This is a genomic window from Methyloparacoccus murrellii (assembly GCF_054657115.1).
This window is the reverse complement of the sequence record NZ_BAAHXD010000038.1, coordinates 1-22,272: the sequence shown is the minus strand read 5'-3', so window position 1 is coordinate 22,272 and position 22,272 is coordinate 1. Positions and strand designations below refer to the sequence as shown.

Annotated in this window: 18 protein-coding genes; 2 read left to right on the top strand and 16 right to left on the bottom strand. The window is 69.3% G+C overall.

Features of this window, described 5'->3' with window-relative positions; genetic code table 11:
- Positions 1-17: 17 nt before the first annotated feature.
- The 5 genes from ACYQ1H_RS11300 to ACYQ1H_RS11280 form a co-directional block, all read right to left on the bottom strand.
- Positions 18-839 (bottom strand): lysophospholipid acyltransferase family protein, encoded by an 822-nt coding sequence (locus tag ACYQ1H_RS11300; RefSeq protein ID WP_460028140.1) that lies wholly within the window; start codon positions 837-839, stop codon positions 18-20.
- Entirely contained in the window at positions 814-1,605 is a 792-nt protein-coding gene (locus ACYQ1H_RS11295) for a GNAT family N-acetyltransferase (RefSeq protein WP_460028139.1), read from the bottom strand. Before ACYQ1H_RS11295 ends, ACYQ1H_RS11300 begins: the two co-directional genes overlap by 26 nt.
- A 149-nt stretch (positions 1,606-1,754) precedes the next feature.
- Positions 1,755-2,060, bottom strand: a complete 306-nt coding sequence (locus tag ACYQ1H_RS11290; protein ID WP_460028138.1) for a hypothetical protein — start codon at positions 2,058-2,060, stop codon at positions 1,755-1,757.
- A 77-nt stretch (positions 2,061-2,137) separates the two neighbouring features.
- Positions 2,138-3,376 (bottom strand): hypothetical protein, encoded by a 1,239-nt coding sequence (locus ACYQ1H_RS11285; RefSeq protein WP_460028137.1) that lies wholly within the window; start codon positions 3,374-3,376, stop codon positions 2,138-2,140.
- An 86-nt stretch (positions 3,377-3,462) separates the two neighbouring features.
- Positions 3,463-7,506, bottom strand: coding sequence for a DUF748 domain-containing protein (locus ACYQ1H_RS11280; RefSeq protein WP_460028136.1), 4,044 nt, complete (start codon positions 7,504-7,506; stop codon positions 3,463-3,465).
- 170 nt (positions 7,507-7,676) lie between these two features.
- Here ACYQ1H_RS11280 and ACYQ1H_RS11275 point away from each other — a divergent pair, with 170 nt between their 5' ends.
- Both ACYQ1H_RS11275 and ACYQ1H_RS11270 read left to right on the top strand, forming a co-directional pair.
- Positions 7,677-9,656: a S8 family serine peptidase gene (locus ACYQ1H_RS11275; RefSeq protein ID WP_460028135.1), complete on the top strand. Its 1,980-nt coding sequence runs from the start codon at positions 7,677-7,679 to the stop codon at positions 9,654-9,656.
- A gap of 391 nt (positions 9,657-10,047) precedes the next feature.
- On the top strand, positions 10,048-10,293 hold the full coding sequence (locus ACYQ1H_RS11270) for a hypothetical protein (RefSeq protein WP_460028134.1): 246 nt from the start codon (positions 10,048-10,050) through the stop codon (positions 10,291-10,293).
- A 36-nt stretch (positions 10,294-10,329) separates the two neighbouring features.
- On the opposite strand, the gene feoB is transcribed toward ACYQ1H_RS11270, so the two are convergent.
- From feoB to hemP, 11 genes are all read right to left on the bottom strand, one after another.
- Positions 10,330-12,117, bottom strand: coding sequence for a ferrous iron transport protein B (gene feoB / locus ACYQ1H_RS11265; RefSeq protein WP_460028133.1), 1,788 nt, complete (start codon positions 12,115-12,117; stop codon positions 10,330-10,332).
- The gene (locus ACYQ1H_RS11260) at positions 12,114-12,347 is read right to left on the bottom strand and encodes a FeoA family protein (RefSeq protein ID WP_460028132.1); all 234 of its coding nucleotides are present in this window, start codon (positions 12,345-12,347) and stop codon (positions 12,114-12,116) included. Before ACYQ1H_RS11260 ends, feoB begins: the two co-directional genes overlap by 4 nt.
- A gap of 44 nt (positions 12,348-12,391) precedes the next feature.
- A complete protein-coding gene (locus ACYQ1H_RS11255) occupies positions 12,392-13,249 on the bottom strand; it encodes a heme ABC transporter ATP-binding protein (RefSeq protein ID WP_460028153.1) in 858 nt (285 codons plus the stop codon).
- Positions 13,250-13,385: 136 nt separating this feature from the next.
- Positions 13,386-14,453 (bottom strand): FecCD family ABC transporter permease, encoded by a 1,068-nt coding sequence (locus tag ACYQ1H_RS11250; RefSeq protein WP_460028131.1) that lies wholly within the window; start codon positions 14,451-14,453, stop codon positions 13,386-13,388.
- Positions 14,450-15,307 (bottom strand): heme/hemin ABC transporter substrate-binding protein, encoded by an 858-nt coding sequence (locus tag ACYQ1H_RS11245; protein ID WP_460028130.1) that lies wholly within the window; start codon positions 15,305-15,307, stop codon positions 14,450-14,452. Before ACYQ1H_RS11245 ends, ACYQ1H_RS11250 begins: the two co-directional genes overlap by 4 nt.
- Positions 15,304-16,317, bottom strand: coding sequence for a ChuX/HutX family heme-like substrate-binding protein (locus ACYQ1H_RS11240; RefSeq protein ID WP_460028129.1), 1,014 nt, complete (start codon positions 16,315-16,317; stop codon positions 15,304-15,306). The genes ACYQ1H_RS11245 and ACYQ1H_RS11240 overlap by 4 nt, the downstream gene beginning before the upstream one ends.
- A 20-nt stretch (positions 16,318-16,337) precedes the next feature.
- Positions 16,338-16,904, bottom strand: a complete 567-nt coding sequence (locus tag ACYQ1H_RS11235; RefSeq protein WP_460028128.1) for a HugZ family pyridoxamine 5'-phosphate oxidase — start codon at positions 16,902-16,904, stop codon at positions 16,338-16,340.
- Between the two features lie 39 nt (positions 16,905-16,943).
- Positions 16,944-18,209 carry a hypothetical protein gene (locus tag ACYQ1H_RS11230; RefSeq protein ID WP_460028127.1) on the bottom strand — a complete coding sequence of 422 codons (1,266 nt, stop codon included), beginning with the start codon at positions 18,207-18,209 and terminating at the stop codon, positions 16,944-16,946.
- Positions 18,210-18,220: 11 nt separating this feature from the next.
- Positions 18,221-19,471 (bottom strand): hypothetical protein, encoded by a 1,251-nt coding sequence (locus ACYQ1H_RS11225; protein WP_460028126.1) that lies wholly within the window; start codon positions 19,469-19,471, stop codon positions 18,221-18,223.
- A 55-nt stretch (positions 19,472-19,526) separates the two neighbouring features.
- A complete protein-coding gene (locus tag ACYQ1H_RS11220) occupies positions 19,527-21,908 on the bottom strand; it encodes a TonB-dependent hemoglobin/transferrin/lactoferrin family receptor (RefSeq protein ID WP_460028125.1) in 2,382 nt (793 codons plus the stop codon).
- 119 nt (positions 21,909-22,027) lie between these two features.
- Positions 22,028-22,153 carry a hemin uptake protein HemP gene (hemP, locus tag ACYQ1H_RS11215; RefSeq protein WP_460028124.1) on the bottom strand — a complete coding sequence of 42 codons (126 nt, stop codon included), beginning with the start codon at positions 22,151-22,153 and terminating at the stop codon, positions 22,028-22,030.
- Between the last annotated feature and the right edge of the window lie 119 nt (positions 22,154-22,272).

The window sequence follows — 22,272 nt, the reverse complement described above, 5'->3', positions numbered from 1 at the left end:
GCCTGTGTGACGTCACCTTAGGGGCGTTGCGTGAAGTCCCCGTGACAAATGCGTGACGGTTGTGTGACGGCCTCGTGGAGCGGACGCGGGCGCCGCTCGCGCGGATACAGCCATTCGGCGATCTGCAGCCGGCTGGCGCGGGCCAGCTGATCGCGGCGCAGGCCGACCGGCAGGCTCGGGCAGTAGTGCAGTTCCAGTTCGATGCAGGGCAGCGCCAGCATGCGCAGCAGGTGCGGCAGGAAGGCATCGTCGTCGACGAAGGGCGCGAGCCCGGCGGCCTCGCCCCGGTAGCGCAGGGCGACCGCCTGCACGTTGGCGCCGGCCAGCTGAGCCGGCAGGAACAGCTTGCCGTGGAAGCGCAGCACCTGTTCGCCGCGGGTGGTGGTGCCCTCGGGGAACAGCAGCAGGTGCGCGCCCCGGCGCAGCAGCCAGGTCATGGCCTCGCCGGTGGCGGCGGCCTGCTCGGCATCGCCCCGGCGGATGAACAGCGTGCCGATGCCGCGCGCGAGGTAACCCATGACCGGCCAGCGTGCGACCTCCTCCTTGGCGACGAACCGGAATGGCCGCTGCGTGCCGAGGGCGATGATGTCCAGCCAGGAGACATGGTTGGCGACCGTCAGCCCGGCGGCCGGGTCGGGCCGGCCGGTGATGCGCAGCCGCAGCCTGAGGATGCGGCACACGGCGCGGTTCCAGGCGAGGACGATGGCCTCGCACCAGTCCTCGGCGCGGCGTCGGGACAGGCGCCGCAGGCCGGGCATGACCAGCGCCACGGCCAGCAGCCCGAGCGCGAACATGCCGGCGATCAGGATGCCCCTATACCAGCGCCGGCAGGATCCCATGCTCCGTCTCCGTGCGCGTGCCCATGAAGCGTCGCTCATAGCGGGCCTGCAACCGCGACAGGTCGAGCAGGATGAACACGTCCATGACGTTGAAGTCCTCGTCCCAGAACGGTTCGCCGCAGACCCAGCAGCCCAGCCGCAGATAGGCCTGCAGCAGGGGCGGGATGCCGCTTTCGTCGCGGATGCAGCGCCGCCCGGGCGGCACTGGCCGGCGCGGCGAGACCGCCAGATGCGCCGGCCCGAACTGCTCCGGCCGGATCTGCCGGTAGACGGCGTCGACCGCGAAGCCGCTGGGCCCTGGCGGGATGCTGGCGCAGCCCATCAGATAGTCGAAGCGATGCCGGTACACGTATTCGGCGAGGCCGTTCCACAGCATGCCGAGCACCACGCCGCCGCGCTGGACCGGGTCCACGCAGGTGCGGCCGATTTCCAGGAAGCGGCCCGGCAGGCCCAGTACCCCGTCGAGGCGGAATTCGCCCTCCGAATAGAAGTGGCCGAGCCGCGCCGCCGCCGTGTCGCTCAGCAGCCGGGTACAGGCGACCACCGCGCCGGTGGCGAGATCGCGCACCAGCAGATGATCGCAGTGGTCGTCGATCTCGTCAGCGTCGAGGCCGTCGACCCGGCTGTGCAGCCGGGCGCCCATTTCCTCGCCGAACACGCGATAGCGCAGTGCCTGTGCCGCGCGGACATCGTCCGCTCGCGTGGCGATTTCCACGGCGTGCCGCCGCGGCCTGAAGGTGATGGGGTCGTCGGGATGGGTCCGCATGGAGCTTCCGTAGTGCCAGATTCAGCGGGGCACGATACGGACGCTCCATGATCGGTTGATGGCAGGGCGATGAAGAAATGGTGACGGCGGGCGGCCCGCTGTCCGCCCTTTGGCCCAGGCCGCCCGCCCGGGCCGGGCGGCTCGCGCCGCTAGTGGGCCGTCCGGTCGCCCAGCCGGAAGGTCAGGGTGTAGGTGTCGTCGTAGGAAGGATAGGTGCCGTAGGACCGCATGGGCCTGACCTCCTCGTTGAGGATGACGAGATCCTTGCCCGCCTGGCGGGCGAACTGGTTGGCCTGCTGCTTCACCTCGGTCTTGACGTCATGCATGTCGTAGCCCCAGCCGCCGGTCTGGCTGATGGTGTAGGTGCCGTCGTTGTTCTCGGTCACCGGGGGGGTGGGAACACAGGCGGCCAGCGCGGCGGGCAGCAGCAGGGACAGGATGGCGAGCTTGTTCATCAGGGGCAGTCTCCGGACATGGGGTTGGGTTGAGGGCGGGCGCTAGATCGCACGACGCTCGCAAATGATAACCCGTATCATTTCGCAATGGTCAGACTGGGCACGCCCGCCTTCGGCAATTCGGTGACGGTCATCTGGAACATCTGGTGCAGCAGGGTAAAGGCCTCGTGATTCCACGGATGGCCGGTCTCGGGCCGCAGCGCGTAGTGGAGGTCGCGGAAGGCCACCGACAGGTCGGCGTCGCCGGGGGCCGACTCGGTCTCGGTCACGTCCAGGGTACGGGCGGGGTTCTCCGCGACCGGCGGCGTGCGCGGATCCTTGTCGACCGGAAACTCCGGCTCGTCGGCGATGCCGCGGCCGATGAAATTGATGATGTTGGCCAGGCTGCGCAGCCGGAAGTTGCCGTGGATGGGGTATTCCCCGCCGACATGGCTGGGGCGGATGTCGACATTGAGTTCGTTGGCCGGACTGCCCTCGGCCCAGTCGTTCAGGCGCATCCGCTCCGCGTTGCCCAGCATGTCGGGATCGTAGTTGGTCATGATCACCCGGCCCGTGACCTGGCGCGAGACATGGTAGACCCGCTGCGCGGCATTCCATTCCACCTTGTAGTCGGCGGCCAGCGTGTTCAGGTGTTCGGGCGTGACCTGCTCGCGGCTGAAATCCCAGGACTGCTCGAAGCGCAGCGGCTCGATGTAGAGGGCGTTGCGGTCCTGGATCGAGGAGAGATGCAGCACCAGCCGGCGGAAGACCGAATAGCCCGGATCGGTCGGCCGGTTGTGGTAGACGGTCTCGCCCGCCGCGCCGAAGCTGCGGAATTCCCCGGCGATCAGCCGCAGCGCCAGGTCGACGTCGGCACCCTGGCGGATCAGCAGGGTCATCATGCTCTCCGCCACCGGCGTCAGCAGCCGCTTGGTGAAGGCCTCGCCCTCGATCGGCACGATGGTGATGGTGGGGTTCTCCGCCACGCTGCCGCCGAAGGTCGGCACCAGCATGCCGCCGGAGCTGCCGGTGGCGGCCGGGCCGGCGCCGGCATTGAAGCGGAAGTCGAAGGTCGCGGCGATGTTGGAGACGGCGGTGAAGTGGATCGGCTGGTGATGGCGCGCGCGGGCGATGTTCAGCAGCAACTGCTGGGAGAGGAGGTCGGTGGTCACGCGGTCGTAGCTCATGACTGAAACGTCCAGCGCCGGTGGCGACAGGCAACCGCCCAGGCCGGTGGCCAGCAGCAGCCCGCCGGCGGCCGCCCGGGCCACGCGCCATGCCTGGCGCGGCCACGATGCGGGGCGCCGCGCGCCGGGGGAGTTTTCGTTGCTGGGCATCTGGCGTATCGCGCGGGCAGGCCGGGTCAGGGTGCCGGGATTATGCCCGAAGCCCCCGCGCTGGCGTCACCCGCCGGCACGCTGGCTCAAAAGCTCTCCAGCGTCAGCGCCGCCCGGACCTGTTCGTCGGCGGCAATCGCCAGCCTGACCTCGCGCAGGAACAGGCGCTCGTCGGGTACGCCCTCCTCCTCGATCAGATAGCCGCGGATGCTCTCCGCCCGCGCCATGGCCAGCGCGCGCAACGTGGTCTCGTCGACCGGCCATTCGCCCAGGACCTTGCGCTGGGCGGCGTCGAACAGCGGGCCGTCGAGGGTCGTCTGCCGGCGGTCCTCGAGTTCGCGCAATTCCGCCGCGAAGGGATGCTTTTCCCGGTAATAGGTCGTGAACAGCCGCCGGTAATCGGTGTCCGTCAGCTCCGGCACCGCGTCGCTGCGCAGGCGCACGCCCTGGGCACGCAGCTCGGCGCGCCGTGCCGTGATCAGCTGTTCCCGGAGTGCGCGGCCGGCCAGCGCCAGGCGGTCGTGGCGGGGATCGGCGCTGCCTTCGATATCGAGGCTCGCGCCCAGCCGCAGCGCCATCGCCCGGGCCACCTCGGTCAGTGCGGCGGCCCCGGTATCGGTCAGCTCGATCCTGCCGGGCGGGAACGCCACCGTGTAATGCGCAGCCGCCTCCCGGCCGATGACCTCGTCCACCAGCAGCATGGGCGTGAAGTACACCTGCGCGATCAGGTTGGCGAAGACATCGCGGTAGAGCGCCCACAGGCTGAACTGGGGGTTGCTGAGATCGCCGTAGACCGGCAGGTTGACGTCGATCTTGCCGTCGCCGCTCTTCAGCAGCTGGATGGCGAAATCCACCAGCCAGGAGCCGTTGTCGCCGACCCGCTCGCCCAGGGTCAGCTTGTCGAGGATGACGCGGTTCTCGATCTCGACCTGGCCGGCCCGGAGCCGGTAGCGCAGATCCATGTCCAGTTTGCCGCGTTCCACCCGGTAACCGCCGAACTGGCCGGAATAGGCCGAGAAATTGGTCAGGTTCAGCCCCTTGAACTGCGCCGTGATGTCGGTGTGGTCGCGGTATTCCATGGGATCCAGCTCGCCGAACACCCGCACCGGCGCATTGCCGTTGAGCCGGCCCTCAAGGCTCAGGCTGGCCTTGGCGTCGGCGCGCGAGGACAGGCCGGTGATCGTGCCGTCGAACTTGCGGACCTCGGCGATGAAGCCCGGCTTCATGCTGCGGTCGCTGAAGTTCACCACGCCATCCTTGATGCGCAAGAGACCGATGGAGGCCGACGGCAGCTGGTTCGCGGGCGTCCTTTCGACCTGCAGCGCCTCCAGCCCGGCCGGGATCGCCGCCTGACTGGGCGGCTCCAGCGCTTCCAGCAGGTTCAGCTGGCCGTGCTCGTCCACGGCTACGCGGGCGTAGGGCTTTTCCGCCGTGAGCACGCGCGCCACGAAACGCGAGGGGCGGTTGCTGATGGCCAGACCATCGACCTTGAGCAGGTCCCATTTCAGCACCGACTGGCGGTTGCCGCGCTCGACGGCGTCCACCTCCAGCACCTCGGCGCCGCCGGCATAATCGAGGTGCAACCCGGGATCTTCGCGCACGACCACATCGCCCCAGAGGCTCAGGTTGCCGCGTTGCAGGTCGACGTTGGTGAGGGGCTTCCAGTAGGGCTCGATGCTGCGCAGGCGCAGCTTGTCCAGACCGAAGCGAAAGTTCAGCTGCAGCGGCCGGAATTGCGCCCGGCCCTCGGCCTCGAAGCGGCTGCTGCTGCCGATCTGGGTGCGGAGCCGGAATTCCGTGGCGTTGTCCCGCTCCGTGGTGAGGTCGTAGGCCTTCAGCGTCAGGCCGTTGAAGCGCAGGCGCACCGGCGGCTCGGTGGTTTCGTCAAAGGCATGGATGGACGAGTCGCCGAGCTGGAACTCGTCGATGGCGAAGCGCCAGGCCGGGCCGGCCGGGCCAAGGGATCCGCGCCCGAAGGCGGGCAGCCCGCGGATTTCGAGGGTCTGCGGATCGCGACGGATGACATCCAGCGCGGTCTTGTCGGTGACGATCCGGCGGATGGCCAGCTCGCGCGGGCGCAGGCCGCCGCGGATATCCTCCAGGCGCAGCTGGCCCAGTCTGGCGCGGCGCGGTTGATAGGGGTTGGCCGCGGCATCGGCCGTTGCGCCGGCGCCGGCTGGGAGCGGCTCGCTCTGCGCCGGCGGCGGGCTGGCGGCCTCGGCCTCGATCCGGCCCAGGGCCAGGGCATCGGTGAGTTCGGCCGCCTGCAGGCGAAAGCGCTGGCCGGCCAGGTCCAGTTCCAGGGTGGAGACAGTCAGGCCGGCGGCCTGCACGTCCTCGGTGCGGATGTCCCGCGCGCTGGCATCGGCCAGGGTCAGGCGCCGCCCGGCTCCGTCAAGGCGCAGCTGGCTGCCCGTCAGCAGGGCGAGCCGGCCCGGCGCTGCAGTGATGTCCTGGCCGATCAGGCGCCCGGCACTGGCCGAACGGCCGGCCAGGTCCACGCCGAGCTGTTCCAGCGCGAGAATGTCCACCCGTCCCCAGCGGGTAGCGAGGGCCCGGACCTCAAGGCGGGGTGTCGTCAGCCGCGTCAGTCCCGGGTCCAGCTCGACCGGGTCGACGCGGAGGGTGCCGGCATGGCCCCAGGCTCCCTCGGCGGCGGCGGCAACGAGGGGGCCGGTCTGCAGGGCACGTTCGGCCAGGCGGTAGTCGAGCGCTTCCAGCCGGGGCGACGTCAGGCTGCCCCAGGGCGAATCCAGTTGCGCCGCGGACAGGTTGCCGATGCCGAGCCGCCCCGGGTTGGTCTGGTAGCCGATGGCGTCCGCCGCCAGCTGCCGCACCCGTCCGGAGCGGAACTCGGCGCTGTCCGCCTGCAGCGAGCCTGCCCGCAGCCCGGACAGGCGGGCGCCCTCCGCCAGGCTGCCTTGCAGGCCCGCGATCCTCAGTCCCTTCGCGGCGAGGCCGGGCGCCTTGAGGGCGGCGATGTCCACGGCTTCCAGGGTGAGCGCGCGGGTCTCGCCCGCGTAGGCCAGCGGGCCGGCCTTGAGTGCCATGACCTGGGCGGAGGCAAGGTGCAGCTGTTCCAGCTCGATGCTGGCCAGCGCGGCATCGCCGCCGCCGGTACCGGCCAGCAGGTTTTCCGCCCTGAGCCGGTCCAGCCGGCCCCAGGGGGTGGTGGCGCCCGTCAGCGACAGCCAGGCCAGGCACATGCGCCGGGCCGGACCATCCCAGTCGAACGGGCCGCTGTCCAAGCGCTCGATGGCTATCCGCCGGTTTTCGGCCTGGCCCTGGACGGCGGCCAGCCCGGCCAGGCTGGCCTGCGACAGGGTCAGCTTCAGGCCCGGTTGGCTGCCGGCCGCAGACCAGGCGAAATCGCCCCGGAGTTCGGCGCGGCCGCCGAGCAGCTGCCAGCCGAGCGCCTCGGGCAGCAGGCCGGACCAGCCGGCCAGGTTCAGATGATCGGTTTCCAGCCGGCCATCGAGACGCAGCGGATTCCGTGTCAGGGTGCCGGTGACGGCCAGCCGTTCCCCGTCGGGTCCCAGCGCCGTCAGCGCGAAGGCATCCCCGCGACCGGCATGGCCGGCGCCGTCCGCCAAGGTCAGCGTGATGTCGTCGTAGCGGGCCGTCGTCCGCCGGTTGTTGGCGAGATCCTCGAAGACCAGGCTGCCGCCCCGGACGGCCAGCCGGCCGAGGCCGACCGGCAGGCCCGGTGCCGGATTGCCGCTGCCGCTCAGCGGGAAACCGGCGAGGCTCAGCCGCCCCTGCTCGTCGCGCCGCAGCGTCACGACCGGATTTTCCACGCTCAGGCTCATGACCGGGCGGCCCCGGCGCAGCGTGTCCAGGGCCTCGAGGTCCAGATGTGCGTCGCCGAGGATGAACGGGGCGTCGCCCGCCGCGTCGCGCACCGTCAGGTGCCGGAGTTCGAGATCGAGGCGGAAGGGATCGAAGCGCAGCCGCTCGGCTGCGAGCCGCAGGCCGCTGGAGCGCTCCAGTTCCGGCAGCCAGTAGGTCCGGGCCAGATGGGGCAGGCCCAGGAAGCCGGCCATCGCATAAAGCGCCAGCAATGCCAGCGGCGCCAGGATCAGGCGCCGGCGTCTGGCGGGGACATCCGGTGATGGGCGGGGTTCGGGCACGGGAGGGGACAACCAGACGGTCGCGGCCAAAGGCGCCATTCTACGTCAGCCGGCAGCGGCGAAAGCCTGTGCCGGCGGTGGTGGCGACGGGTCGGAAAAGCCTGCCGATCGGGTGTAGACTCCGGGCTCTCCGGGGCCCCGATCCCGTCGCTCGCCGAGACCGCCATCCCATGCGCCTCCCCAGCTTCCCGTTGCCTTGCCTGCTGCTGGCTAGCCTGCTGTTCTGCGCCGGCAGCGGCGCAGAGGCCGGCGTCTTCCGGCGGGCGCAGCAGCCGGTTGCCGGGCGCTATATCGTGCTGCTGCGGGGGCAGCCGGCCGATGTCGATGCCGATGACGCCCGCGTGGCCGGCCTGTCGGCGCGGCATGCCCTGCGCCCGGGGCGGCGCTGGCGGCAGGCGGCGCAGGGCTTCGTCGCCGAGATGAGCGAGGCCGAGGCGCAGGCGCTGGCGCTGGAGAGCGAGGTCGCGCTGGTCGAGGAGGATGGCCGGGTGGCCACCGCCCTGGTGCAGCCGGGCGCGCCCTGGGGGCTGGACCGCATCGATCAGGTCAGCCTGCCGCTGGACGGCAGCTACCAGTTTTCCAATGACGGCGCGGGCGTCGCGGTCTATGTCGTCGACACCGGCATCCGCGCCACCCATCAGGATTTCGGTGGCCGGGTGGCGGCGGGCTTCAGCAGCATCGGCGATGGCCGGGGCACCGCGGATTGCGATGGGCACGGCACCCATGTGGCCGGCATCATCGGCGGGGCGCGGTTCGGCGTCGCCAAGGCGGTCCGGCTGGTGCCGGTGCGGGTGCTGGACTGCGACGGCGAGGGCACGGTCTCCGGCGTCATCAGCGGCATCGAGTGGCTGACCGCGGAGGTTCGCCGCCAGGCCGGCCCGGCGGTGGCCAATCTCAGCCTGGCCGCCGGGGATTCGCTGGCGCTGGATACGGCGGTGCGTCATTCCATCGATGCCGGGGTGGTCTATGCGGTCGCGGCCGGCAACAGCGGCGCCGATGCCTGCAAGGCCTCGCCGGCGCGGGTCGCCGAGGCCCTGACGGTCGCCGCTACCGACACCGGCGACCAGCGGGCGGATTACTCGAATTACGGCAGCTGCCTGGATCTGTTCGCGCCCGGCAGCGCGATCCCGTCGGCCTGGGCGAGCGGCGATGCGGCGGTGGAGATGCTGAGCGGCACATCCATGGCCACGCCTCATGCGGCCGGCGCTGCCGCCCGGTTTCTCGCCGCGCGGCCGGGTTCGGCGCCGGCCCAGGTGATGGCCGCCCTGCTGGCTGGCGCCACGCTGGGCAAGGTGCTGGCCGCGGGGCCGGGATCACCCAACCGGCTGCTCAACACCCGCTTCCTGGAGCACCTGCCGGGCGATACCGCGCCGCCCCGGGTCGCGCTGCTGGAGCCCCTGCCCGGTACGGCCCTGTCCGGCCCGATCAGGTTGGTGGCCGAAGCCACCGACACGGTTGGCGGCTCTGGCGTCGCCGACGTCGCCTTCCTGGTCGATGGCCGGGTGGTGGGCCGCGTGACCGGGCCGCCCTACGCGCTGGCCTGGGATTCCTCGACGGTAGCCGACGGCATGCATGTGCTTACCGCCACGGCCACCGATCAGGCCGGCAACCGGGCGGATGCCGGCGAGGTGAGCGTGACCACCCGCAATCCCGGCGCGCCCGCCAACTGCCAGCCGCAGCCATCTCTGCTGGCGAACGGCGGGTTCGAGGCCGGCGCCCAGCCGCCCTGGCGCGGCCTGCTGGCGGCCATCGCCCGCCCCGGGGCCGGCCTGACCCATGCCGGCGACTGGGCGGCGAGCCTGAATGGCCGTGGCCGTGCCAACCAGCAGCGGCTGTTCCAGCAGCTGACCGTGCCGGCGGATATCTGCGCCGCGGAGCTGCGCTTCTGGCTGCGCATCGATACCGACGAGCCGGCGGCGGCGCCGGTTCGCGACCGGCTCAGCCTGACCCTGCGCACGCCGGCGGGTGCTTTGCGCCAGCGGCTGGCGGTGTATTCCAACCGCGATGCCGGACCCGACTATGTCCTGCGGGCATTCGACCTGAGCGCCTATCGCGGCAGGACCTTGCGCATCCAGTTCACCGGCAGCGAAAACCGTTCGCGGGCCACCCGTTTCCTCATCGACGACGTCGAGCTCATCGTTCGCCGGTGAGCTTGTTGCCGGCACCCCGGGCGTGCCGATGGCGCCCGGACAGAAACCTTGTGGTTTGTACGTAGATTTACGAATTTACGCCGCTGCCGGGAGCCAGTAGGATTTTTCGCACCATGGAGGGTGTGTCTGTATCTCGCTTTCGAAACCCGGCTAGCCCGGGTTTCTTTTTCAAGCCGAGCGCAGTCCAGGATCGATTTTGGAGCCGAATCCGGGCAAGCAAATTCTAATAACGCGGGGGGCGTCCGATCGGCTCGATTGACAGCCATGCCTGGCAAAACCGGCTGCGGCCGGTTTTTTTTGCCTGCGGCAGGGCCGGCGCTGGCCGAGGCCGGTTTTGCCTGGTCCGGCGGTCTGTGGTTCACTACACCCACTTTTCGACCGTCCCTTGCCCATGAAACAGACCTATTTGCCCGTTCTCGCCGTGCTTGTCCTTGGCAGCCTGCTGCAGGGATGCAGCCACCGCAACCGGACCGTGATCGGCGGGCCCGACGCGGAAGAGGCGGCCATCCGCCTGGAAGAATCCGAGCAGGAATACAATGACTGCATCGCCGCGCGCCACGTCGGCGCGGCCAACTGCGACAGCCTCAAGGCCCTGTACGAGAAGGACAAGGCCGAATACGAGGCCCAGGTCCAGTAGGCAGCCCGCCCCTGCCGTCGCCGGGGGCCTGGGCGTTCAGAAGCCCAGCGCCCGGGCGCCCTGGTAGAAGCCGAGGCAGACGATCCAGGCCAGCAGCAGGGACCAGACGATGGATGCCAGCATGAAGCCGATGCTCTTCGCCTCCTGCCTGAGGGTGGCGATGGTCGACAGGCAGGGTACGTAGATCAGCGTGAACAGCATGAAGCTGTAGGCCTGCACCCAGTCCAGTTTCTGCGCCATCAGGCCCATCAGCGCGTCACCCTCCAGTCCATAGATGGCGGCCAGTGAGCCGACCACGATCTCCTTCGCGACAAAACCGAAGATCAGCGCCAGGCTCAGTTCGGCGTCGATGCCGATCGGCGTCAGCACCGGTGCCAGGAAGCGGGCGATGTGGCCGGCCAGGGTCTCCGCGCTGCTCGGCGGCACGTCCGGCGGCAGGTTGGTCAGCAGCCACACCGCCACCACGCCCGCGGTGATGAACTTGGACGCCCGCCGCAGGAAGTGCCGCACCTCGTGCCAGCCGCGCAGCACGACCTGACGCCAGGTCGGCAGCCGGTAGGGCGGCAGTTCGATGACGAAGGGCTCGGTACTCACATAGCGGCGCTTGAACAGCAGCGCCGTGCCGAGGGCGGCGAGGAAGCTCAGCACATACAGGCTGAACAGCACCACCGGCGCCGCCCGGGCGCTGAACAGGGCGGCGGTCATGAACAGGAAGACCTGCAAGCGGGCCGAGCACAGCGAGAACGGCACCACCAGCATCGTCAGCAGCCGCAGGGGACGCGAGCGCATGACCCGGGTGCCCATCAGGGCCGGGACGTTGCAGCCGAAACCCATCAGCAGCATCACGAAGCTGCGGCCATCCAGGCCTAGGCGGGCCATCAGCGCATCCATCAGAAAGGCGACCCGGGACAGGTAGCCGCTGTCTTCCACCAGGGTCATCACCAGGAAAAACAGGATGATGATCGGTACGAAGGACGCCACCGTGCCGACGCCGTTGTAGATGCCGTCCAGCACCAGCCCCTTGAGCAGGGGCGGCCAGCCGCTCATCCAGGGTTCCAGCCCGCGGGCGCGCGCTTCCGTCAGCAGCCAGGCCACTCCGTCCTGCATCGGTTTGCCGAGGGTGAAGATGAACTGGAACAGCAGGAACATGAACAGGAAGAACAGCGGCAGCCCCAGCCAGGGGTGCAGCAGGAAGCGGTCCAGCCAGACCGTTCGGCTGCGTGGAAACTGTCGCGGCAGGTCGACGGCGGCCTTGAGCAGGGTGCCGGTTTCCGTCTCGATGGCGTGATCCTCGGCAAAGACCTGGGTCAATTCCGGCGGTCGCGCCGGCTGGCCGGCATCCAGCGCCTGGCCGATCAGCTGCCGGGCCTCGTTGAAGCCCTGGCCGTATTTCGCGCTCACCAGCGCCACCGGAAAGCCGAGGGCCTGGGCAAGCCGGGCGGTATGCACGCGGATGCCGAGCTGGCGGGCCTCGTCGGCCATGTTCAGCACCATGACGGCCGGCAGGCCCAGCTTGCGGATCTGTAGCGCCAGCGGCAGTTGCCGGTCGATCTGGGTGGCGTTGAGAACGATGACGACCAGGTCGACCGGGTTGTGCTCCAGGAAGTCGCGCACCACCTTCTCGTCTTCCGAGAAGCCGTGAAAGCTGTAGATGCCCGGCAGGTCGACGACCTGGGTCAGCGAGGCGCCGAGCAGGGTCTTCGCCGCCATCAGGTCGACGGTGATGCCCGGCCAGTTGCCGACCCGCGCGCGGGCCCCGGTCAGGCGGTTGAAGAAGGTGGACTTGCCGGTGTTCGGCATGCCCAGGAGAGCCAGGCGCTTCATGACGGCAGGGCAATCTTGATCTTGGCGGCGTCGCTGCGGCGGAGAATCACGTCGGTCATGCCGACACGCACCTGCAGGGGGCCATGGAAGCGCCCGCGGCGGATCACCGAGATGGGTTTGCCGGCGCTGAATCCCAGCGCCCTGAGGCGGTGGTGCAGGGCCTCATCGGCCTCGATGGACTGGATCACGGCGGATTCGCCCTCGCCGAGGCAGCTGAGATCGGATTTCACGATGGCAAGTGTGGCAAATGATAGTCATTCTTAATTTACCACAGCTACCGTGAAACCTCGATGCCGCCGCGTGCCGCGCACGCCTGCCCTGTGGCGGCATGGCCGTCCGGGGCGCTGCCCGGACGGGCTGTCGTTACCAGGGGATGCGCCAGCGCCGGGTGGCGAATGACCTGGACCTGGGTGGCGAAGGCCCGGCTGAGCAGGGCCTCGGTCAGTATCGTGGCGGGCGGGCCTTCGGCCAGCAGGCGCTGCTCGGCCAGGATGGCCAGGCGGTCGGCATACTGGGCGGCGAGATTGAGGTCGTGCAGCACGGCGCAAACGCCGCCGCCCTCGCGCCGGGTGAAGGTATGTGCCACCGACAGCGCCAGCTGCTGGTGGGCGAGGTCGAGGCTGGCGGTGGGCTCGTCGAGCAGCAGCAGGGGCGGTTCGGGCGTGTCGCTGTCGAGTACCTGGCAGAGGGCGCGGGCCAGCTGTACGCGGGCCCGTTCGCCACCGGACAGGGTCGGATAGAGCCGCTGCGCAAGATGCCCGATATCCAGCGACGCCATCAGGCGCCTGGCGAGCTGGCGGTCGGCGGCGCGCGGATAGCCCTGGTGGTGGGCATAGCGTCCCATCAGCACCACGTCCCGGGCGGTGAAAGGGAAGCCGAGCCGCTGGTCCTGCGGCATCACCGCCCGCCGCTTGGCCAGCTCCCGCAGAGGCCAGTCGCCGGCCGGCCGGTCGCCATAGCGGATTTCACCCCCATCGGGCGTCAATTCGCCGCTCAGCATTTTCAGCAGGGTGGATTTGCCGGCGCCGTTCGTGCCGGCCAGTACCAGCAGCTCTCCCGGCCTGACGCGCAGGGAGACATGGCGCAGCAGCCAGCGCTCCCGGTAGCGCTTGTCCACATCGATGGCACTCAACATGATGCGGGTGGCTCCTCAGCGGGTGCGGTCCGGAAAAAATCCGGGGCATCCGCGCCCCGGAACCCAAGGGTCAGGCCAACGCCGTCGCCGCGGGGGACGATCCCCGCCCCGGCACAGCCGCTCATGGCGTCGCTCAAGACTCGGGGCTGCCCGCCTGGCGGCGGATGAGCCAGAGAAAGAATGGCCCGCCGATCAGCGAGGTCAGCAGGCCGATCGGCAGCTCCGCCGGTGCGGCCAGGGTGCGGGCGCCGAGGTCGGCGCCGCCCAGCAGCACGGCGCCCAGCAGGGCCGAGCCCGGCAGCAGGAAGCGATGATCCGGGCCGATGGTCAGGCGCACCAGGTGGGGCGCCACCAGGCCGATGAAGCCGATGCTGCCGGTCACGGCAACCAATGCGCCGATGCCGAGCGCCGACAGGGTGACGACGCGCTGTTTCAGCCGGGCCACGTCGACGCCGGCATGGCCGGCCTCGGCCTCGCCCAGCAGGATCATGTTGAGCCCCGCCGCCTCGCGCCAGAGCAGGGCGGTGGCGGGCAGCGCCAGCAGCGTGACGGGTATCAGCAGCGGCCAGGTGGCGGAGGCGAGACTGCCCAGCGACCAGAAGGTGAAGTTGCGCAGGGCGGTATCGTCGGCGAGATAGGACAGCAGGCCGATGCCGGCGCCGGCCAGGGCATTGACGGCGATGCCGGCCAAAAGGGTGGTGCCGGGCGTCCAGACGCCGGCGCCCCGGGACAGCCCCTGCACCAGCCGGATAGCCAGCAGGGCGCCGGCGAAGGCGCCCAGGGGAACGGCGGCCTGGCTCGCCCAGCCGGTCAGGCCGGCAAGGTAGGCCGGGGCGACGACGATCATCAGCCCCGCTCCCAGCGCCGCCCCGCTGGAAATGCCCAGCAGGCCGGGATCGGCCAGCGGATTGCGGAACAACGCCTGCAGGGCCGCTCCGCAGAGCGCGAGACTGGCGCCGGCGAGGTTGGCCAGCAGCAGGCGCGGCAGGCGAATGACCCAGAACACGGTCAATGCCTGCCCGGACGGCGCGCCGTCCGGGTGTCTCGTGGCCCAGGCCAGGAGTTCCGGCCAGCCGATCGGTACCGCGCCGATGCCCAGTGCGGCGAGGTTCAGCGACAGCCAGATCAGGCCCAGTCCGAGAAAGAACGGCAGTACCGGCAGCCGGCCGGCCATGTCCGCCGATGCGGCCTGCGCACTCATGATGCCGGCGTGCGCAGGCGGGCGGCGAGTGCGCGCACGGCGGTCGGCAGCCGGGGACCGAAGCCCAGCAGGGTGAGGCTGTCCATGGCCACCGCCCGGCGCTGCTGGCCGGCCGGCGTCAGGCGCAGGGCGGGATTGGCCCACAGCGAATCCCGTCCGCCCAGTTCCTGCATGCCCTCGTCAGTGATCAGGATGACCTCGGGATGGGCCGCGACCGCCGCTTCGGCGGTGAGCGGCTTGTAACCGTCAAAGGCGGCGGCGGCATTCTCGGCGCCGGCGAGGGCGATCATGGCGTCGGCCGCCGTGCCGCGCCCGGCCACCATGGGGCTGCCGCCGGCATGGGCCAGCACGAACAGCACCCGGGGCCGGTCGGCGTAGCCGGCCACGGCCGCTTGCGTGGCCTGCCAGTTCCGGCGGAAGTCGGCGAGCAGCCGTTCTCCGGCTTCCGGTTTGTCCAGCGATCGGGCGATGCGACGGATCTTTTCCTCGACGGCCGCCGGCGTGAACCCGGAGGGTATGGTTTCGATCGTCACCCGGCTGGCGCGCAGGTGTTCCAGCGTCGCGGCAGGGCCGGCCTCCGGGGTGGTGAGCAGCACGTCGGGACGCAGGGCCAGGATGCCCTCCGCGCTCAGGGTGCGGAGGTAGCCGATATGAGGCACCTGCGCGACGGCCGGGGGAAACAGGCTGGAGATGTCCACGCCCACCACCCGGTCGCCCGCGCCCAGCGCGTAGACCATTTCGGTCACGGCGCCACCCGCCGTGACGATGCGCGGATCCGCCGCGCTGGCCGGCTGGAGCAGCCCGGCCAGCAGGCCGGCCAGTGCCAAGCGTTGGTAATGCTGTCGTCTGTTCACGAGGCAGGCCCTCCGGTGGTGACGGCCGCCGCGAGCCCCTGGAGCAGCGCGTCCCAGCGGGCGGACGGCTGCAGGCAGGACAGTTGCGCCACAGGCTGGCCCTGACGGTCGGCGAGACCGAGCCAGCGTTTCGGACCTGTGTCCGCGTCCTCCTCGATCACCCAGGCGCTGGCGACCTGCTCGTCTCTCAGATGCAGGTTGAACGACGCATCCAGGACATTAATCCAGGGTCCGGTCCTGCGGATGGCGGTGACCGGCCCCCGGTGAAATTGCAGGGCGCCAGGATTGCCGACGGCGATCAGCAGGGGAATGGCCTGTGCCGATGCCTCGCGCAGGACGATTTCGGCCGCTGTCCGGTCGACCGCGCGGGCGACCGCCGGCGGCCGGATGGCCGCGGGATGTGCTGCGATCGGGTCAGGTGGCGGCGGGCCCTCGACGTCATGCCTGGGCCAGAAACGGGGCTGTTCCGCGGTTGCCGGCACCTCCGGCTGGGCCGCGACCAGGTGGTCGGGCGATTGGTCGGCCGACCGGAACTGTCTGACCAGGGTCTCCAGCGTGCCGGGCAGCGTCTCTTGCGTCTGGTAGATCTTGTGCACCGCGCCGCCCCGCTCGTCGAAGAATTGCAGGCTCTGGCGGACCTGGCCGTGGCCGATCTCCTGGACGGCATAGCCGCTGTGCCAGCGGTCGAGGAACAGCCAGGCCTCGAAGCCGGGGCTGCCCACGATCCGCATCCGGCCCTGGCTGGCGAGCCTTTCGTAGCGGCCATGCCGCTCATGCACGGCATGGTCGTTGCGGGTCAGGCCGAGCAGCGGACCCAGGGTATGCAGCTGCTTCAGCAGCGCATCCCAAGGACCGTCCAGGCGGGTTGCCGTGGTGCCACAGCCCAGTGCCACCAGTTCGGCCTCGGCCGCACCGAGACGCCCGGCGGCATCGCGGATTCGCAGTTGTGGTTCGCTGGCGAGCAGGGCCTGCCAGTGTTCGCGGAGTGCTTCGGGACGGGATGTGGACATCGTGTAGGAACTCCCGCGGCTCAGGCAGCGCTCAGCGTGTTCATCTGGCTGGCCGTGTCCCGGCTGCCGGCACGGTGCCCCTTGTCGTTCAGATGCCGGATCTGTTCCAGGCGCTCTCCGGTCAGTTCGAAGGCTTCGGCAAAGCCGCGCACATAGCTGGCCCGCTCGGGCACCAGCCGGAACAGGTGGAAGTCCTGGAGGTCGCGCATCATGTCCATGAATTTGCCGTGCTTTTCGGCAAAGCGGTCGAGGATGCCGGCAAAGCGCGCATCCTGGCGGCCGATCCCCTCCACCCGGCAGCTGTAGGTCACCCGCCGGCGCCCGAACAGATGGCGGGCATGGCTTTCATCCTCGATGAACAGGACGCTGGCCCGCGGGTGTTGCTGCAGGTTGGCGGTATGGGCGGCGAGTTCGCTGACGTAGACGTAGAAGCTTCCCTCCGCGTCCGTGACATAGGGCGCATAACTGGCGGTCGGCTCTCCGTCGGCGCTGGCTGTCGCCAGCAGCAGGGATGCGAAGGCAAGGTGGAACTGCCGGGCCTCCAGCAGGATGTCGTCGAGGGCCGGTCTGGCGGTTGCTTGGTTCATCGTCGGGGTCTCCTTGGAAAGTCGGTCGGGGTGCAGGGCCTATGGCTCGGCGCGGCGGAGGCGGGTGTAGTCGCCTTCGCGCAACGCGGGAACACCGGCCTGAATACCCTCGGCGTCGAGGTCGATGTCGCACTGGCCGATGCGTCGCTTGAACCGGCTGGCGGATGTTGCGGGGATTTCCGTCAGTTCCAGGTCCAGCGCATAGCGCGCGGTCCCCAGCCGGACCAGCCGATTGTCGATGTTGACGCGGGTCCAGCGGCGTTTCTGGGTGGTTTTCAGCTCGCATTCCGCGATGCGGATGTCGGCGATCGGGTCCTTGCGGTAGATATCGAGGAAGACCCGGTTGGTGGCCGGGCCCTCGGCGGGATCATGGAACAGGGCCTTGATGCTGCCCTTGAGGCGGCGGCCCAGGCGGGTGCCGGCCTTGTTGACCGACTGCCGGTAGGTCAGCTGGCTGGGCCGCCACTCGGCGGGAAACCACCCCGGCCGCTGGGCATGCAGCGACTGGATGAGGGCGGGTGGCAGGGCTTCGCCGGGCAGGTTGATCAGCCAGCTGGCCGGCACGGGCGCCTGGCCGGGGTCGTCGGTGCTGCCGGAGTTCAGCGGTCCGGCATCGAGCGCGACCATTTGCAGGACGGTATGGGCCTCGGTGGCGAAATCGAACAGCAGCGTCGGCGGCGCGGCGCCGAGGTTCCAGATCGCCAGCTGGTGGAAGAGCCTGGCGGGGCGGCCGTTGATGGTGGTGTCCCGCTCGAGCGTGTTGGCCACCAGGGTCGGCTTGAGGCCATTGAGTCGCAGGCTGTCCGGCATGATGGGGTAGGAGCGTGTCTCGAATTGCAGGACCACCCGGGTCAGGCCCGGGCGCAAGGGGCCCGCGGCATTGATCCGCAAGCTGGTGGTGCCGCCCTGCCCGCCATTGGAGAGGTTGTAGAGATAGTTGCCGTTGTTGTAGGCGAAGGCGGGATTGGCCGCGTCGGTGCTCCAGCCCAGCCAGGCGCTGGTGACCCCGCAGGCGGCGACCTGTTCGGCCGCGCCGCCGGGTGCGGCGGTGCGGTCGTCGGCAGCGCCGTGGGAGGCGTCGTCGAAGATATCCCATTCGGCGAAAAGGGTGCCGCCGTCGCAGCGGTTCCAGCCACCCCAGGCGGCTTCGCCGGGCCGGTCGAAGCCCTGGCCGGGCGCATAGGGGTCGATGCCGATGCTGCCGTCGGCACTGGCGTTGAGGCTGATGCCCAGCAGGGCGCACAGCGGCAGATGCCGCAGGCGGGCCGGGCGAGTGGCCGCGGTTCGTGATGCAGGTCGGTTCATGGTCGTGATGCTCAAGGGTTTGCGGTGACTGGGGTTTCGGGCTGGCCGCGCCGGAGCACGCTGTAGTCGCCCTCGCGGAGGTTCGGCACGCCGGGTTGCAGGCCGGCGGTGGCAAGGTCGATGTCGCATTGGCCGACCTGCCGGGTGAGGCGGGTTCTGGCCGGTTCACCGGCGAATTCGGTGCTTCTGACATCCAGGGCATAGACGGCCGTGCCGAGGCGCTGGCTCCGGTCGTCCAGGATGACCTTTGCCCAGCGGCGGATCTGGGTCGGCTTGAGCCGGCATTCCGCAAGCTTCAGGTCGCCGTTGCCGTCGGGCCGGTAAAGGTCGACGAACAGCGTGTTGACGCCGTCGGCGGCCGCCTCGTCGTAGAACAGCGCCTTGATCTTGCCGGTCAGCTGGCGTTTGGCCTGCTGTCCGGCCTGGCGGGGCGACTGCTGGTAGGCCAGCTGGCGGTCGCGCCAGATCTGCGGGAAATACCGGCGGTTCTGGGCGTACAGGCTGGTTGTCCGCTCGGCGCCGAGATCCTCGGCGGGAAGGTTGATCCAGGTCTTGACCCGCGCAAGGGGTTCGGGGGCTTCCGGGGTGACCGGTTCGCCGCCGGCATGGGGGCCGATGTCCACGGCAATTTGCCGGATGGTGGTGTGCTGCTTCAGCGTGAATTCGATCGCGAAACTGTCCGGGGCCTGGTCGAAATCCCACAGCGCGACCTGGTGCACCAGGTCGGCGGGGCCCATGGAGGAGGCGTAGGTGCCCCGGTAGGTTTGCAGGATGCGGCTCGCGCCCCGGCCGTTCAGCCGCAGGTATCTGGGGTCCAGCCGGCCCTCGCCCTGCGCTTCCAGCTGCAGGGCGACGCGGGTGCGACCTGCGCCGGGCGGGGCCGCCAGGTTGATGCGGACGGTTTCCGGCACCGAGAAGCTGTAGAGGTTCTGCGTCGAGGAGACGAAGGTGCCGGCATTCCAGCCCAGCCAGGCCGAGGTCGTGCCGTGTCTGCCACGATCCGGCGCGGCCGTCCGGTCATCGCCCTTGCCGTGGGAGGCATCGTTGAACACGTCCCATTCGGCATGGACGGTACCGGGTGCTGCGCGCTGCCAGCCGCCCCAGCTGGCTTCCTGTGGCGCATCGAAGCCGAAGCCGGGCCCGTAGGGATTCGGCCCCAGGCTGTTGTCGGCCAGGGCCGGGCCGGTGCCGAGCAGGGTGCCGGCCAGTGCCAGCAGGCATGTGCAGCCGGGTTTGGGACAGGGCTGTGTCGGGATGTTCATGTCGTGCTCCGCCATGGTTGGCCTGAAGGATGGGTGCAGGATTGCGTGAATGGACCTAGAACTCGATGCGCAGGGTGACGCCGCCGTTGATGCCGGGACTGGTGTAGCGGTCGCGGATATCGGCCTGCGGGCCGAGGCCGGCATGCGGGTCGTTGCTCGAGCTGCGGGCGTTCTCCCACTCGACATACTTCTTGTTGAGCAGGTTGAAGAGGCCGGCGTTGACCGTGACGTGGTCGTTGAACCGGTAATAGGCGGTGGCGTCGAGCAGCACGTAGCCTCCGGTGGGGAAGGCGGTGGGGGCGTTCTGGTAGTCGATGTATTGCGCCAGCTTGGGGCCGGTCAGGGACAGGAAGACCTGGGAGCCCCAGTCGCCACCGCGGTCGTCATAGCGCAGCTCGATCACGCCGCGCATCGGGTTGACGTTGTTGATGTAGGCCTGCGTTTCCAGGTTCTGGCCGATGGTCATGCCGTAGTTGCCGATCAGCGAGAGCCCGTCGAGCGTCGGCCAGAGTTTGCCGAGCGGGGTTTCCCCCTTGAACTCGAAGCCCTGCAACTGCACTGTGCCGGGCGTGTTGATGGCCTGATAGGTCAGCAGGTTGTAGGGCGGGCAGGGCGTTTCCAGGGTCGGCTGGCAGACCACGGCGGTCTGGATGAAGCCGTGGTAGTCGTTGCGGAAGAGGGTGGCGTCGGCAAAGCCATGGGTGCCCTCGAGGCGCAGGCCGATCTCGCCGCTGGCGACCGTCTCCGGTTTCAGCTCCGGGTTCGGAATGGAGGCATAGCCGAAGGCGAAATTGGCGAAGCCAGTGTTGGCGTCGGAGAAATTCGGCGCCCTGGCGCCCTCGGAGTATTGCCCGTGCAGGGCGATGGCGTCGGTGAAATGGAAGAGTGTGCCGAACTTGGGCAGCACCTTGTTGAAGGATTGCGCGATCGGCGGATTGTCCTGGTTGGTCTTGGCATAGATCGGATCCATTCGCGGATCCAGCCCGTAGTACTCGTATTGCAGCGCCGGCAGCAGTTCCAGACGCCCGTCGAGGGCGGTGATGCGATCCTGCACAAAGGCGCTGGCGCGCAGCATCGCGCTGAGCGGGAAGTCGCGGACCGGAAAGCTGTCGGGGGTGACGACATTGGTGCAGTCGATGGTGCCCGTGGCGCACAACTGACCATCGCGCAGTTCCTCGATCCCGGTATGGAACACCTCGGCGCCGTAGCTGACGGCATGGCCGGTGGACTGGAACACGAAATTGGTGCCGGCCTGGACCTGGCCGCCGACCAGGGTGGCGTCGTAACTGAAGCGGCGGTCGAGGGTCTGATCGCCGCCCAGGGGCAGGGTGCGTCCCTCCTGCACATTCTGGCGGGTGCGGCTGCTCTGGCCGTATAGCCGCCAGCTGAGGTTTTCCAGCCAGGGCAGTCCGATGCGACGGATCGATTCGTCCAGGCTCACGCGCCAGCGCGACTGGCGGTCCTGGGTGTCGAACTGGTAGACGTTGCGGCCGGTGTAATTGGTCCCGTAGAGCGAGTAGACGTCGGTGAAGATCTGGTTCTCGGTGGCCTCGCCGGTCAGGCGGATGATGTTGTCTTCGTCGACGTGGTAGAGCACCTTGGACAGCAGGTTGAGCAGCCGCGTGTCCTGGGGGTTGGGTGTGGTCCGGGCGCTGGACTTGCTGTCGTTGCTGCCCATGTTGCCGTACTGGGCCCCGTCGGCGTGGGTGAGCAGCAGCAGCCCGTCCCAGCCCTCGGCGCGGCTGGCAACGGTTCCGGTCTGGAGAAAGCTCTGGTTGGCGCTGTTGTACATCAGCTTCAGCGCCTCGTAGTTGTCCTGGCCGAACAGGTCCAGATAGTCGGCCGGGTCCTTGGTCATGAAGCTGACGACGCCGCCGATGCCGTCGCTGCTGTAGAGCGCCGAGGCAGGGCCGCGCACGATCTCCGCCGCCTTGAGCGAGTCGACATCGACGTAGTTGCGGCCGGCGCTCTGGAAGGAACCGATGGCGAAGCTGTCCGGTACCCGGACGCCATCGACCAGGGTCAGGACGCGGTTGCCGCTGACGCCGCGGATGTTGAAGCCGGATTGGCCGAAGCGCTGGGGGTCGTTCTCGACCGAGACATTCGGCTCGTAGCGCACGATATCCTTGATGGTGCGCATCAGGCGGCGCTCGATGTTCTCGGTATCGATCACCGAGGCCGTGCCGGGAAAGTCGCGGTCGTCGCGCATGGGGTGGGTGGCGGTGACGTGCACATCCTCCAGGCTGACGATGGTCTCGGCGGTTGCGGCGGATTCGTTCACGGTTTCCTGCGCCGGCTCGCGGCGGGTTTCCGGGATCTGCGCGGCGGGTTCCTCGGCGGTGACCGGGCGTTGCTCCGGTTCCGCCGGGATGGCGGTGGCAGTTTCGGCGTGGCCGGGGCCGGCAAGCAGCCCGAGACAAACCAGACACCATGTCATTTTCGCCAGCACAGAATCCCCTGGTTGATGGGGTGATGCTGGCTGCCTCGTGCGCGCGGGCACTCGGTGGCTGGCGGTATCCAAAATGGAGGCGCATCCCGGGATGCACCCCGAACGATTTATTTGGTCAGGATCAGCTTGTTGTTGCGCGTGATCCGCAACCGGTACGCCTCGCCGTCATGAACGATGACGATTTCCTGACGCTTGCCGAACAACTGTTCGGTTGTCAGGGGCTCCTGTCGCATGGCGCCCGTGGGCTGGGTGACAGGGAAACCGGGTTTTGCGGGAGATGAGCGGTTGCTATCCATATACAAATGGTATCAATTCTCATTAACTGGCGTCAACCCTTCCGTGTCCCATGCCG

Excerpts from the sequence above, each read along its gene's own strand:
- ACYQ1H_RS11300 (WP_460028140.1), bottom strand. The coding sequence starts at position 839 with ATGGGATCCTGCCGGCGCTGGTATAGGGGCATCCTGATCGCCGGCATG.
- ACYQ1H_RS11295 (WP_460028139.1), bottom strand. The coding sequence starts at position 1,605 with ATGCGGACCCATCCCGACGACCCCATCACCTTCAGGCCGCGGCGGCAC.
- ACYQ1H_RS11290 (WP_460028138.1), bottom strand. The coding sequence starts at position 2,060 with ATGAACAAGCTCGCCATCCTGTCCCTGCTGCTGCCCGCCGCGCTGGCC.
- ACYQ1H_RS11285 (WP_460028137.1), bottom strand. The coding sequence starts at position 3,376 with ATGCCCAGCAACGAAAACTCCCCCGGCGCGCGGCGCCCCGCATCGTGG.
- ACYQ1H_RS11275 (WP_460028135.1), top strand. The coding sequence starts at position 7,677 with ATGCGCCTCCCCAGCTTCCCGTTGCCTTGCCTGCTGCTGGCTAGCCTG.
- ACYQ1H_RS11270 (WP_460028134.1), top strand. The coding sequence starts at position 10,048 with ATGAAACAGACCTATTTGCCCGTTCTCGCCGTGCTTGTCCTTGGCAGC.
- feoB (WP_460028133.1), bottom strand. The coding sequence starts at position 12,117 with ATGAAGCGCCTGGCTCTCCTGGGCATGCCGAACACCGGCAAGTCCACC.
- ACYQ1H_RS11250 (WP_460028131.1), bottom strand. The coding sequence starts at position 14,453 with ATGAGTGCGCAGGCCGCATCGGCGGACATGGCCGGCCGGCTGCCGGTA.
- ACYQ1H_RS11240 (WP_460028129.1), bottom strand. The coding sequence starts at position 16,317 with ATGTCCACATCCCGTCCCGAAGCACTCCGCGAACACTGGCAGGCCCTG.
- ACYQ1H_RS11235 (WP_460028128.1), bottom strand. The coding sequence starts at position 16,904 with ATGAACCAAGCAACCGCCAGACCGGCCCTCGACGACATCCTGCTGGAG.
- ACYQ1H_RS11230 (WP_460028127.1), bottom strand. The coding sequence starts at position 18,209 with ATGAACCGACCTGCATCACGAACCGCGGCCACTCGCCCGGCCCGCCTG.
- ACYQ1H_RS11225 (WP_460028126.1), bottom strand. The coding sequence starts at position 19,471 with ATGAACATCCCGACACAGCCCTGTCCCAAACCCGGCTGCACATGCCTG.
- ACYQ1H_RS11220 (WP_460028125.1), bottom strand. The coding sequence starts at position 21,908 with ATGACATGGTGTCTGGTTTGTCTCGGGCTGCTTGCCGGCCCCGGCCAC.
- hemP (WP_460028124.1), bottom strand. The coding sequence starts at position 22,153 with ATGCGACAGGAGCCCCTGACAACCGAACAGTTGTTCGGCAAGCGTCAG.